The sequence below is a fragment of the Ilumatobacter sp. genome (genome assembly GCF_039969435.1).
Lineage (GTDB): Bacteria > Actinomycetota > Acidimicrobiia > Acidimicrobiales > Ilumatobacteraceae > Ilumatobacter_A.
Window position 1 is genome coordinate 279851 of sequence record NZ_JBDVNU010000009.1, and the last position, 12453, is coordinate 292303.

Annotated in this window: 11 protein-coding genes; 6 read left to right on the forward strand and 5 right to left on the reverse strand. The window is 66.8% G+C overall.

All coding sequences use genetic code 11. The features are described from left to right. Positions 1-16 precede the first annotated feature (16 nt). Complete coding sequence (locus ABJK40_RS05420) at positions 17-1471, reverse strand: ammonium transporter (RefSeq protein WP_348482747.1); 1455 nt, start codon at positions 1469-1471, stop codon at positions 17-19. A 348-nt stretch (positions 1472-1819) separates the two neighbouring features. On the opposite strand from ABJK40_RS05420, the gene ABJK40_RS05425 reads away from it, so the two are divergent. Next, positions 1820-3703 (forward strand): potassium transporter Kup, encoded by a 1884-nt coding sequence (locus ABJK40_RS05425; RefSeq protein ID WP_348482748.1) that lies wholly within the window; start codon positions 1820-1822, stop codon positions 3701-3703. A 72-nt stretch (positions 3704-3775) separates the two neighbouring features. Then, on the forward strand, positions 3776-4516 hold the full coding sequence (locus ABJK40_RS05430; RefSeq protein ID WP_348482749.1) for a DedA family protein: 741 nt from the start codon (positions 3776-3778) through the stop codon (positions 4514-4516). Between the two features lie 32 nt (positions 4517-4548). Here the strand turns inward: ABJK40_RS05430 and ABJK40_RS05435 are convergent, their stop codons facing one another. Both ABJK40_RS05435 and ABJK40_RS05440 read right to left on the reverse strand, forming a co-directional pair. After that, complete coding sequence (locus ABJK40_RS05435) at positions 4549-5328, reverse strand: alternative oxidase (RefSeq protein WP_348482750.1); 780 nt, start codon at positions 5326-5328, stop codon at positions 4549-4551. 133 nt (positions 5329-5461) lie between these two features. Continuing rightward, positions 5462-6580 carry a ResA-like WAxxUGC motif-containing protein gene (locus tag ABJK40_RS05440; protein ID WP_348482751.1) on the reverse strand — a complete coding sequence of 373 codons (1119 nt, stop codon included), beginning with the start codon at positions 6578-6580 and terminating at the stop codon, positions 5462-5464. 88 nt (positions 6581-6668) lie between these two features. Here ABJK40_RS05440 and ABJK40_RS05445 point away from each other — a divergent pair, with 88 nt between their 5' ends. Further along, the gene (locus ABJK40_RS05445) at positions 6669-7949 is read left to right on the forward strand and encodes an acyl-CoA dehydrogenase family protein (protein WP_348482787.1); all 1281 of its coding nucleotides are present in this window, start codon (positions 6669-6671) and stop codon (positions 7947-7949) included. 31 nt (positions 7950-7980) lie between these two features. On the opposite strand, the gene ABJK40_RS05450 is transcribed toward ABJK40_RS05445, so the two are convergent. Beyond that, entirely contained in the window at positions 7981-8619 is a 639-nt protein-coding gene (locus ABJK40_RS05450) for a TetR/AcrR family transcriptional regulator (protein WP_348482752.1), read from the reverse strand. An 86-nt stretch (positions 8620-8705) separates the two neighbouring features. Between ABJK40_RS05450 and ABJK40_RS05455 the strand changes: the two genes are divergently transcribed. Then, entirely contained in the window at positions 8706-9113 is a 408-nt protein-coding gene (locus tag ABJK40_RS05455; protein WP_348482753.1) for a RidA family protein, read from the forward strand. Between the two features lie 151 nt (positions 9114-9264). Next, the gene (locus ABJK40_RS05460; RefSeq protein ID WP_348482754.1) at positions 9265-10293 is read left to right on the forward strand and encodes an alanine racemase; all 1029 of its coding nucleotides are present in this window, start codon (positions 9265-9267) and stop codon (positions 10291-10293) included. 36 nt (positions 10294-10329) lie between these two features. Here the strand turns inward: ABJK40_RS05460 and ABJK40_RS05465 are convergent, their stop codons facing one another. After that, a complete protein-coding gene (locus ABJK40_RS05465) occupies positions 10330-11280 on the reverse strand; it encodes a class II glutamine amidotransferase (RefSeq protein WP_348482755.1) in 951 nt (316 codons plus the stop codon). A gap of 156 nt (positions 11281-11436) precedes the next feature. Between ABJK40_RS05465 and ABJK40_RS05470 the strand changes: the two genes are divergently transcribed. Then, positions 11437-12453, forward strand: coding sequence for an SPFH domain-containing protein (locus ABJK40_RS05470; protein ID WP_348482756.1), 1017 nt, complete (start codon positions 11437-11439; stop codon positions 12451-12453).

Below are 12453 nucleotides of genomic sequence, written 5' to 3' on the forward strand. Positions count from 1 at the left end.
CCTGTCGGTGGTGAGATCAGTGCTTCACGAACTCGGGGTATGCCTCGACGCCCATCTCCGGGTAGTCGAGGCCGACCGTCTCGTCGTCCGGCGTCGAGCGGATACCGCCCTTGCCCATCGCCTTGGAGATGGCGTCCTGGCCCTTGAAGAAGGCGAAGGCGACACCGAACAGCACGGTCCAGATCACGACCACGCCGAGCACCTGGGCACCCAACTGGCCCCAGTCGCCCTTGATGACACCTTCGATCCCTTCGGTCGGGGCCCCGTTCCAGCCGGCTCCGTAACTGCCGTTGGAGAAGATGCCGACCGCGATGACCCCGAAGGTGCCGCAGACACCATGGACCGAGATGGCACCGACCGGATCGTCGAGCTTGAGCTTGCGCTCGACGAAGAACACCGACTCGATGACGAGGACGCCGGCGATGCATCCGATGACCGCAGCTGCCCACGGCGCCACGAATGCGCACGGCGCCGTGATCGCGACGAGCCCGCCCAGCATGCCGTTGGCCATCATCCCGGGATCGGGCTTCCCCGAGCGCTTGGTGATCCACAACATGGCCACGATCGCCCCGAACGCACCGGCGATGGCGGTGTTCGTGGCCACGGTGGCGAACTGCACGTCGGTGGCGGCGAACGTCGACGCTGCGTTGAAGCCGAACCAGCCGAACAACAGGATGAACGTTCCGAGCATCGCCATCGGGATGTGGTGGCCGGGAATCGCTCGCGGCGTCCCGTCCTTGTCGAACTTGCCGATGCGAGCCCCGATCACGATGGCTCCCGCGAGAGCTGCGGCGCCTCCGACGGCGTGCACCACACCCGACCCCGCGAAGTCGACGTAGCCGGCGCCGAGGCTCATCGAGTCCCAGGTCTTCGCGAGCCATCCGCCGCCCCAGGTCCACGCCGCGAACAGGGGGTAGTAGATACCGCCGCAGAACAGGCCCCAGACGACGAAGCTCCCCCACTTCCACCGTTCCGCCATCGACCCGGTCGGGATCGTGGCGACGGTGTCCATGAAGGCGACCATGTACAGGAAGAAGCCGAGCAGTGCCGGGGTGATCGTGCCGGTGCTGAGCGCCCAGCCCCCCTGGAAGAGGAACACCCAGTTCCCCGACCCCAGCAGCGGTTCGCCGACCGGAGCGTCGAGACCGATCAACGAGGTGCTGAAGCCGCCGAAGGCGAGCGGGAAGCCGACGAGGAAGAACGCGATGAACCCGAGACCGAAGATCGCGAAGTTCGTCGAGACGACGTGGGCGGCGTGCTTCGCACGACAGAAGCCCGTCTCGACGAGAGCGAAACCGGCTTGCATGAAGATGACCAGGATGGCCCCGATGACCACCCAGAGCAGGTTGAGTTGCTGACCGAGAACCGTCACCGGGTCGGCGTCCTGGGCGTTGGCGATGTTCGGGAACAGCGCGACCGTGCCGAGTCCGGCGACGGCGGCGAGCGTGAGACGAAGCGCACGTTTGCGCACGGGATTCCTCCTGGAGGTTCGATGAAAGGGCACCCCCGCTCGGCTGCACTGCCGCCCCAGGTTGCGGCGAACCCTAGAGAGCGGTTATTTCCTCGATATCGCCTCGATGTTTCCGGAGTGTGAATGGTGAAGCGGGTCCGTCACCGTGACGGAGCCACCGGGAGCAGGACGCGCGTGACTCGCGCGTCTGTAGGGTTCGGGGTTCACGTAGCGGGGCTGGAACCGCGTGAGGCACGGACCGAGTCCGTGTGGTGATCCGGAACGGCGTCCGTCGTCCCGGCCCGACGCAGGAGGATTCGTGCAGCATTTCCATCTCGACGCGACCGCGTTCGATCGGTGCGGTCGGCGGTGACGAACGACGCTCCACGACGAAGTGGAACCGGTCTGCTCGCGTTCGGGACGCTGGGAATCGTGTTCGGCGACATCGGTACGAGTCCGATCTACGCCTTCCGTGAAACGTTCCATCACGCAGAACTCGAAGTGTCGACCACGACGGCATACGGAGCGGCGTCGGTGGCGTTCTGGGCGCTGACGATCGTCATCTCCGCGAAGTACCTCTTCATGGTGATGCGTGCGGACAACCACGGCGAGGGGGGAATCCTGGCGCTCACCTCGTTGGTCATCCCTCGCGACGGTCAGTCGGTGTCGAGGGTCGCCGCCGGGGTCGTGAGCCTCGGTGTGTTCGGTACGGCGCTGTTGTACGGCGACGGACTGATCACCCCGGCGATCTCGGTCCTCGCAGCGGTCGAGGGCTTCGAAGTCGCGACACCCGCCTTCGCTGACTGGGTGATCCCGATCTCGATCGTGATCCTCGTCGCGCTGTTCGCAGTGCAGCGCCGCGGCACGGCCGGGATCGCGCGGGTGTTCAGTCCCGTGATGATCGTGTGGTTCTCCGTGCTCGGCGTGATGGGCGCCAACCAGATCCGACAGCATCCCGACGTCCTGCGTGCGATCTCACCGACGTACGCGATCGACCTGTTCGTCGAACACCCGTGGAAGGCGTTCATCGCTCTCGGGTCGATCTTCCTGGTCGTCACCGGCGGCGAGGCGCTCTACGCCGACATGGGCCACTTCGGACGGATCCCGATCCAGTGGGCGTGGTACGGCGTCGTCCTGCCGGGTCTGCTGCTCAACTACTTCGGTCAGGCAGCCCTCCTCGCTTCGCGTCCCGCCTCGGAGATCGGAGACCTGAAGCCGTTCTACGCCATGGCCCCCGACTGGGGAATCGTCCCACTCGCGATCCTTGCGACCATGGCGACGGTGATCGCGTCGCAAGCGCTGATCTCGGGAGCGTTCTCGTTGACCGTTCAAGCGGTCCAGCTCGACTACTTCCCGCGACTCGCCATCACGCACACCTCCGACAAACACATCGGACAGGTCTACGTGCCACTCGTGAACTGGATGCTGATGATCGGATGCATCGGTCTGGTCGTGACCTTCCGCAGTTCGTCGGCGCTGGCGTCGGCTTACGGCATCGCCGTCACCACCACCATGTTGATCACCAGCCTCATCTTCTACCGATTCATGCGCGACAAGTGGCAGTGGTCGATGGCGAAGGCGGTCCTCGTGCTCGTCCCGTTCCTCGTCGTCGACATCGCGTTCCTGGCGGCCAACCTGCCCAAGATCCCCACCGGCGGATGGTTCCCGCTGCTCATCGGGTTCGGGCTCGTGATCCAGATGACGACGTGGCGCAAAGGACGCCAACTCGTCGCTGCGCGGATCCGACGCGGCGAACGACCCATGCGCGACGTCGCCGACGAGGCCCTCACGGCACATGTCGCACGTGTACCCGGCGTGGCCGTCTATCTCTTCAAGGACGAAGGCGCGGCCCCGCCGGCGCTCATGTCGAACCTGCGCCACAACCGCGTGCTCCACGACACCGTCCTGCTCGTGTCGGTCCACACCACCGACGTTCCCCGCCTCGACGACACAGAACGCACCACCATCACGAGTCTGGGCCACGGCATCACTCAGGTGCGGATCGACTACGGATTCACCGAGGAACCCGACATCCCCGGGGCACTCAGCGCGAACGGGCTGATCGGCGCCGACGGTGAGGAGCCGACCTACTTCCTCGGGCGCGAGTCGGTCTCGGCCGGCAAGGTGCCGGGCATGCACCCGTGGCGGGAGGAGCTGTTCGTCCTGCTCAACCGCGGTGCCGCCAACGCCAGTCGATTCTTCAGGCTGCCCGCCGAACAGGTCTTCGAGGTCGGCACGCATGTCGAGATCTGAGGTATCGGTGGGCGACGTGATGACGGAAACGAGGACCGTGCAGCGCGCGGGCGACATGAAGGGTGAATGCCGATGCTCGACCGATTGACCGACTGGGCGACGGGGGTCGTGGAGAGCCTCGGGTACCTCGGCGTCGCCCTGCTCGTGGCCCTCGAGAACGTCTTCCCGCCGATCCCGTCGGAAGTCGTGCTCGGACTCGCCGGCTACACCGCGGCACAGGGCGATGCATGGGTCGTCGGGATGATCGTCGCCGCGACCATCGGATCGGTGGTCGGTGCATGGATCCTGTACGGGCTCTCGGCGGCGATCGGGCCCGTTCGTGTGCGGGCGATCACCATCCGGTACGGCAGATGGATCGGCTTCGGAGAGACCGATCTGGATCGAGCCGAAGCGTGGTTCGACCGCCGATCCCGATCGGCGGTGCTGGTGTGCCGGTGTGTGCCGCTCATCCGTTCGTTGATCTCGATCCCCGCCGGCTTCCGACGGATGCCGCTCGCCACGTTCACGATCTGCACCCTCATCGGCAGCCTGGTCTGGAACACGATCATCATCGTCGCGGGCTACGCACTCGCCGATCAGTGGGAACGCATCCTCGACTACACCGAACCACTGCAGACGGTCGTCGTCGCCGTCGTCGCAGCGTTCGTCGTCGCGTACATCGCCCGCAGAGCGCTGCGGACCAAGCGGGCACGCGCCGTCGAGGAGTCGCTCCATCCCGGCCGCGCCCACGAGACCCTCGAGGAGATCGTCGAGGACCTCGAAGAGCAGGCGGAGCACGACCCCTCCCTGCGATCGAAGCTCCACGAGCACTGACCCACTCCGGATCGGTACCGCTCGGTGTGGCGTCAGCGATAGCGCGGTTGGGACATCATCGCCACGCTCTCGTCGCGGTGGACCACCTCGTCGTATCCGATCTGACGGAACATGTCGGCGAGGCTGTCGTAGGAGCCGTAGTCACCCTCGAACTCGCTGATGAACGCCTCGCTCTCCCACCCGGGGTTCTCGTCGACGAAGTACGCGTACTCGTGCGCTGCGTGATCCTCGAAGTCGGCGTTGAGCCGATAGCTCCACTTGGGACTGACCGCGAACATCATCCACGACAGTTGGTAGTACGCGATGGCCAGGACCTGAGGAAGGATGCGGCCCCGGAGCCGCGATCGCGAGCGGTCCTTCGTGAGTTCCTCGAGGATCAGGAGATGCCATTGCTCGTTGTCCTGCTCGAACCGGGCCACGAGCGCACGGTCGTAGACGCGCCGGGCGAAATCGGTCCGCTTGGACGTGTGCGTCATCGCCACGTACGCAACGCTCTCCCACGCCATGTACGGCACACGGGCCACGACTTCGATCACCCGGAACTTCTCGAAGGTCCGCTCCTTGCCGTACGCGAGGTCCACGACGGCGAACAGCAACTTGGCGCTGCGCGAGTACGAGCGGCGCGGCGTGTCGATCTGCAGCCGCTGCTCGGCGACGAGTTCGTCGTGTGCGAGCCGCTTCATCGGGCCGAACGCAGGGCGCTCGCCGATCGCTTCCGACGCAGGCCCCCCGAAGAAGGTCCGCTTCACCGGATCGGGTCTCGGGGACGTCCCGTTCGGGTTCTGCATGGCGATGTCGTCGAGAGCGGTCACGTGATCGACCGTACGCCCGACGTGTCCGAGCCGTCAGAGGCTTTGGACTCCAGCGTCCTGACCTTCGTCGCGGTCACGATCACCTCGACTTCGACGGTGCTGCGTTCACGCACGCCGCGACGCCTGGTCCGCGTCAGACCTCGAGGGTCTTGGGGTAGTACGCGCCGGGCTCGACCTTGTTCCGATCGGTGCCGAAGTCGCCGTCGAAGGGCCACGAGTCGTCGGTGGGTACCTGCATGAACCGGCCGAAGTCGCCGCCGCCCGCGGCCTCGTTGCCCACGAGCGACCAGGCCTGGCGCTTGTAGGTCCAGTTGTCGGGGTCGAGGCGGTGCGTCTCACGCCAGTGAGCGAAGGCAGCCTCGCGATCGCCCGCACGCCACGAACGCTGGCCGAGTTCGAATCGGGCGGCGGCCTCGGACTGCTCGAGGGAGCGCGGCTGGGATGCAGCGACGACGTCGGCGGGGGACATCGCGAAACGGGAGTCGGCGCCGTTGGCCGCCCAGTCGCGCACCGCATCGGCGTAGCTGTCACGATCCTGTCCGGCGGCCGCCGCCGCGACCGGGTCCTTGCCTTCGGCCGCCGCCTTCCGTGCGCCGTCCTCGATCACCTTGGTGAGCCAGTCGGGGTACTGCACCGGACCACCCCAGCCGGGTTCGGCGGGGCGCACGATCGTGCCCGACTCGTCGATCCAGATCACGTTGGGGATGTTCACCACGCCGAAGGCCCGCTCCATCACGTGGTCGTCGTCGACCAGCGAGGGGTGCTCGGGCGAGGCCGCCTCGATGAATTCGCGGACGGCTTCGGCGCCGTCGGTCTCGATGCCGACGGTGACGATCTCGATCGTGTCACCGTGCTCGGCGACGAGTTCGGTGCGCAGTGCCTGCCACCCGGGCAGGTCGTAGCGACAACCTCAATAGGGGCTCCATGCGGCGAGAATCACCTTGCGTCCGCGCAGGTCGGACAGGCGCACGTCGTTGCCGTCGAGGTCGCGCAGCGTCACGTCGGGCGCCTCGGCGGTGACCAGCGCGGTTCCTCCGAAGGACTCGGGTCCCAGGGCGTGCACCCCCGCTGCATCGTCGGACACGACGGCCATGCCGAGCCGATCGGCCGTGGCCAGCAGGTCGAATCCCCCACTCGCGGCGGAGCCGAGTGGCACGCACACCTCACCCTTGCACGCGCCTTCGGGCTTGATGTCCCATCCCGTGCCGTGACGGAACGTGGCGGCGTCGATGTCGAGGGAGTCGATGATCATGCTCCGATCGTCTCACGCACCGGGGACACCCGACGAGTCGTCGACTCGGATCGCAGCCGCGGACGGCGGCCGTGCCAAGGTGGTGAACATGGCATGGGACTTCTCGACCGAACCCGAATTCCAGAAGAAGCTGGACTGGATCCAGCAGTTCTGCGACGAGAAGGTGGAGCCGCTGCACCGGTTGTTCCCGCACGCGGTTCGCTGGCCGAACGACGCCGTGAAGGCCTACGTCCGAGAGCTCCAGCAGGAGGTGAAGGACCAGGGTCTGTGGGCGTTGTTCCTCGACGAGGAACTCGGTGGTCCGGGGTTCGGCCAACTGAAGCTCGCACTGGTCAACGAGATCCTCGGGAAGTACCCCGCAGCACCTCAGCTGTTCGGCGCCGCAGCCCCCGACACGGGGAACATGGAGATGCTCGCCGCGTACGGCACCGACGAGCAGAAGGAGCGGTGGCTGACGCCGCTGATCAACCAGGAGATGTTCTCCGCGTACTCGATGACCGAACCCCAGGGCGGCTCCGATCCGAACCTTTTCAAGACCACCGCCGTGCAGGACGGTGACGAGTGGGTGATCAACGGGGAGAAGTGGTTCACCAGCGCAGGTCGCGTGGCCGACATCCTGTTCGTCATGTGTACGAACGGCATGTACGTCGTTCCCCGTGACACGCCGGGCGTCGAGATCATGCCCGAGCCGCGCAACCACAGCCACATCAAGTACAACGACGTCCGGGTCCCGGCCGACCACCTCCTCGGACCGAAGGACGGCGCGAAGGTGCTCGCGCAGCGCCGTCTCGGCGGCGGACGGATCCACCACGCGATGCGCACCATCGCCCAGTGCACGTTGGCCTTCGACATGATGTGCGAGCGTGCGCTGTCGCGCGAGTCGCACGGCAGCATCATCGCCGAGCACCAGATGGTGCAGGAGAAGATCGCCGAGTCCTACGCCAAGCTGCGCATGCTGCGCCTGTTCGTCCTCGAGACCGCGTGGAAGATCGACCAGACCTCCACCCAGGAGGCGCGCACCGACATCGCCGCGGTGAAGTTCACGATGGCTCGCGTGCTGCGCGAGATCTCCTTCGATGCGCTGCACATCCACGGCTCCCTCGGAACGACCGACCTCACGCCCCTCCAGGACATGTACGCGGGCGCTCCCACGATGGGTCTCGCCGACGGCGCCGACGAGGTGCACAAGTCCACCGTGGCGCGTCGCGTCCTGAAGGGGTACCGGCCACACGAGGGCTTCTTCCCCCGCGAGTACATCCCGTACAAGGTCGAGGCCGCATGGGAGAAGATGCAGCCGGTCCTGGCAGCGAACCCCGACCTCAAGTCGGCGGCGGAGTACTACCGGGATCGTCAGTCCCGGCGCGGCTGATCCGCTCCGGCGGCTCGCGACGGAGCCTTGTTCACCCGTCCGGTGACGGGCGGTCCGTCGTCCGGGTCGACCAGCCGGCGCGTACCGACTTCGCTGCGCGCCTCGGCCCGTCGCCCTGAGCGACGAGCTGAGCGGTGTACATGGGCGGGAGGTGATCGTCGAGCGCGGTGTCGGGGAGGGCCTGGGTGCTGACCAGCACGAGGACCCCGTGCGTCATCGCCCACAGACGGATCGCCGTCGCGATCGGGTCGCACCGGCTCGCAAGTCGCCCGGCGGCGACCGCTCGTTCGACCGCCCCGACGAGGACGGCGAACGTCATGACGGCAGACGCAGGCTGCGTGTCGGTCCGTCGGACCTCGAAGAGTGCGTGGAACAGCGCCGGATCGGCCAGCGACTGCTCGGCGTATGCAACTCCTGACGCCACCAGATCGGCCACGGGATCGTCGGTCTCGTCCAACTGGCGAAGGCGCTCGGCCAGAGCGTCGAAGGCCCGCTCACGAACGGCGAGCCAGAGTCCCGGCATTCCTCCGAAGTGTGTGTACACCGCCATCGTGGACGTTCCAGCGGCGGCGGCGAGCGGACGCAGACTCGGTTCCTCACCAGCTGCCAGCGCTGCCATCGCCGCGTCGATCAGACGCGAACGGACGTCGGGATCGGCGACTCGAGGCATCTTGACATTGTAGCATATCACCACTATACATAGCAGTGCTATCTCAATTCCGGATCACACCGGCACCACTCGTCAAGGAGAACTCCATGTCCGTCGAACTCGTCAACCCTCCCGGAATCCCCCAACCCGTCGGCTACGCACAGGTCGGCGTCGCAACCGGCAGTCGTACCGTGTACGTGTCGGGGCAGGTGGCCCGAACGGCCGAGGGATCGCCGGTCGCTCCGGGTGACCTCGCTGGTCAGGTCGCACAGGCCTACACGAACGTGTTGGCGGCCCTGGCCGGCGTCGGTGCCACCTACGACGACGTCGCCAAGGTGACGGTGTACGTGGTCGACCTGTCCCCCGACTCGCTCGGGCCGTTCATCGACGGAGCGATGCGCGTGTCGGCCGCGCACGGCATCGATCCCACCAAGCCGATGACGATGATCGGGGTCGCATCGCTGGCCGAGGCCGACCTCCTCGTCGAGATCGAAGTCGTCGCGGTACTCCCCTGAGGCGAACGACCGCGACAACCTCTGTTGTTCCGTCCGGGACGGAACAACAGAGGTTGGTCGAGCGATGACTCCGGCGGCTCGGAGGGCTGCGGCGTCCAGGCCCGGTTCGGCGAAGCCGGGTCACGGCACAGGACGGTGGCATATTGGGCAGATGACCTCGACGACCGATGTGTCCAGCACCGCCGATCTGCGTACTCCTGCGCTCGTCGTCGACCGGCAGGCCTTCGACGCGAACGTCGCTGCGATGTCGGCCGTTCGACCAGGTCGGTCGCTGCGCCCCCACGTGAAGGCGTTCAAGTCGACCGCCCTGGCACGTGAACTCGTCGCTGCCGGGCACCCGACGTTCTGTGCGGCGACTCCGCGCGAGATCGAGGGGCTCGCGCTCGCCGGAGTCGGAGACGATCTCCTCCTGGCGAACGAGTCGTTCGACGTCGCCCGACTCGGCGCACTGAGTGACCGGACCGACGCCGTCATCACGGTGGCGGTCGACTCCGACGAGATCCTCGATGCGGCGATCGACGGCGGAGTCCGGTCGGTGCTGCTCGACATCGACGTCGGCCTGCCCCGCTGCGGCTGCGACATCGACACCGCCGAGCGTCTCGCCGAGCGTGCACGCGGCGCCGGCCTCGACGTACGCGGCGTGATGGGCTACGAGGGTCACCTGATGATGATGGAGAACGGCGACGACAAGACCCGCAAGGTCGGCGAGGCGATGGCGATCCTGCTCGCGGCGTCGGAGCGGATCGGTGGCGACATCGTGTCAGGTGGCGGCACGGGCACCTACGCCACCAACACGTGGTGCACCGAGATCCAGGCCGGCAGCTACACCCTGCTGGACACGGAGTACGCCACCCTCGACTCGCCGTTCGAACCGGCACTGCGGGTGCTGGCCACCGTGGTCTCCACCAGTGCGAAGGGTTGGATCATCGCCGACGCAGGTCTCAAGGCGTTCGGCATGGACCACGGTGCCCCCACCTGGGACGGTCCGGGCAAGGTCCTGTACTGCTCCGACGAACACGTCACGCTGATCCCCGACGACGTCGGCGACTGGCGGCCCGGCGACCGTGTCCTGCTCCTTCCCGCCCACGTCGACCCGACGATCGCCCGCCACGAGACGATGTGGGTCACCTCCGGCGACGACGTCGTGGCCGAGTGGCCCGTCGACCTGCGTCACTGGTGACGCCGACCACGACGGCGAGATCACGCCGGCGTGACGTCAGACGTCGAGTTCGCTCGTCGTGCTCGTGATCCCGTCGCCCACGCGCTCGAGCACCACCATCTGACCGAACTCGACCTCCGACCAGTCACCGGTGTCCTCCGTCAGCGGCTCGGACGCGAAGATCGCCGATGTCGCCTCGTCGGCGGGGGTCACGTCGACTTCGTAGGACTTCTCGTAGTCCTCGAAGTTCCGACCCGTCATCACGTACATCGGCTCCAGCAGCATCCCGAGCGAGTGATCGTCGGAGCCGGCATCGGCCGTGCGGAGCTCACGCCAGTCACCGTCCGGGTGGGCCTCGCCCTCGTGACCGAGGCCGTAGTTGACCCCGATGATGCGATCCTTCGCGACCAGCGCCATCTTCAGCTTGGTCAGCCCGGCGAGGTCGAGTTCTCTCATCGCCCTTTCGATGACGCGCAACATCTCCTCGAGTCCCCGCTTCACGTCGTCGTCGCCGTCACCGTCGAGCAGTGACAGGAGCAGTACGTACAGGAACTCGGTGTCGGTGGTGCCTCGCATCTGTTCGAGGTACTCGTCCTTGCAGTGCGTCAGCAGCTCGCGCTGCAGCAACTGCCAGTTCGGTAGGTACCCGTTCTGAGCGATTATGAAGGGCGTGCCGTCGAAGGAGAACGGATGGCAGTTCTCGTCGGCGAGCACGGTGCCCGAGTCGTACGCGGCGGCCCTCACGTGCGCCAGCAGAGTGCTCGCCTGCAGACTCGGGATGATCCCCTCGGCGTTGTCGTCGTAGAACGCAGCCACCGGACGTCGATACCGCAACGGCTCCTCCGGCTCCACGAGGTGCTCACTCCACGCGCCGAAGCCCCACCCGGCCAACTGCAGGAGTGGGTGCATCTCGGGGTCCAGCGTCTGGTTGATCAAGCTGTTCTCGGGCGCGAGCAGCAGGCTCCCGATCGGAATCTCGGGCCCGATGTAGGCCAGAACTCTGCACATGACGACTCCTCGGTCGGCCTGCGCGCCGGCGGCTCCGGCGGGCAGGAGCCGGTGTACCACCGCGGCGAGCGACCCAACCCTGACTTCCCGCGGACTCAACCGTGGTTTTCTGTTGGTTGCATATATGCTCATAGCAGAGAAGGAGGATCGCCCACCATGAGCGACATCACACGTCATCCATTCATCACCCACCTCCGAGCGGAGCCGACCACGCACGTCCTGCGATACACGAAGGGCCGACTCACCACGTCGGCCCGAGGCGGTGCGTTCTGGTTCCGTCCGCTGAACACGGCGCTCGCCGAAGTGCCCGTCGACGACCGGGAACAGAGCTTCCTGTTCACCGGCCGCACCGCCGACTTCCAGGACGTCGCGATCCAGGGCACGATCACCTACCGGGTGATCGACCCCGAACTCGCTGCACAGCGCATCGACTTCGGCGTCGACGTCCGCACGGGTGCCTACCTCGAACAGCCGCTCGAGCGCGTCGCCCAGATGGTCGCCCAGACAGCGCAACAACTCGCTCTCGACTGGGTGGCGCACCGGGCGCTCGACGCGGTCCTGCGCGAAGCGGTCCAGGAGTTGCGTCCGATGATCGCGACGGGCCTCGCAGGTGACACCACGCTCACCGAGGTCGGTCTCGAAGTCGCGACCGTTCGCCTCACCCGCGTCGCACCGACGCCCGAGTTGGAGAAGGCCCTCCAGGCTCCGACACGTGAACGTCTGCAACAGACGGCCGACGAGGCTGCGTTCCAGCGGCGGGCGATGGCCGTCGACAAGGAGCGAGCGATCGAGGAGAACGAACTGGCCAACCGGATCGAGTTGGCCAAGCGTGCGGAGAACCTGATCGCCCAGGAGGGCACGAACAAGCGACGGGTCGCCGAGGACGAGGCGGCCGCACAGCGAGTCGAGGCGATCGCCACTGCCGAGCGCACCGAACTCCAGGCTCGGGCCCGAGCTGCGACGATCGAGGCGACCGAGGGCGCCAGGAACGCAGCCGAGCAGGCACGGATCGACATCTACCGCGACCTGCCCACCCAGGTGCTGGTCGGCCTCGCCGCACGGGAACTGGCTGCGAACCTGGGCAACATCGATCACCTCAACATCAGCCCCGACGGCATCGGTGCGATGCTCCAGACGCTGATGGGTGCCGGCACGAAGAAGCTGGAGGCCTGA

What these genes read in the sequence shown, in the direction of transcription:
- ABJK40_RS05465 (WP_348482755.1), bottom strand. Translation starts at nt 11,280, where the DNA reads ATGTGCAGAGTTCTGGCCTACATCGGGCCCGAGATTCCGATCGGGAGC.
- ABJK40_RS05470 (WP_348482756.1), top strand. Translation starts at nt 11,437, where the DNA reads ATGAGCGACATCACACGTCATCCATTCATCACCCACCTCCGAGCGGAG.
- ABJK40_RS05445 (WP_348482787.1), top strand. Translation starts at nt 6,669, where the DNA reads ATGGCATGGGACTTCTCGACCGAACCCGAATTCCAGAAGAAGCTGGAC.
- ABJK40_RS05455 (WP_348482753.1), top strand. Translation starts at nt 8,706, where the DNA reads ATGTCCGTCGAACTCGTCAACCCTCCCGGAATCCCCCAACCCGTCGGC.
- ABJK40_RS05450 (WP_348482752.1), bottom strand. Translation starts at nt 8,619, where the DNA reads ATGCCTCGAGTCGCCGATCCCGACGTCCGTTCGCGTCTGATCGACGCG.
- ABJK40_RS05430 (WP_348482749.1), top strand. Translation starts at nt 3,776, where the DNA reads ATGCTCGACCGATTGACCGACTGGGCGACGGGGGTCGTGGAGAGCCTC.
- ABJK40_RS05460 (WP_348482754.1), top strand. Translation starts at nt 9,265, where the DNA reads ATGACCTCGACGACCGATGTGTCCAGCACCGCCGATCTGCGTACTCCT.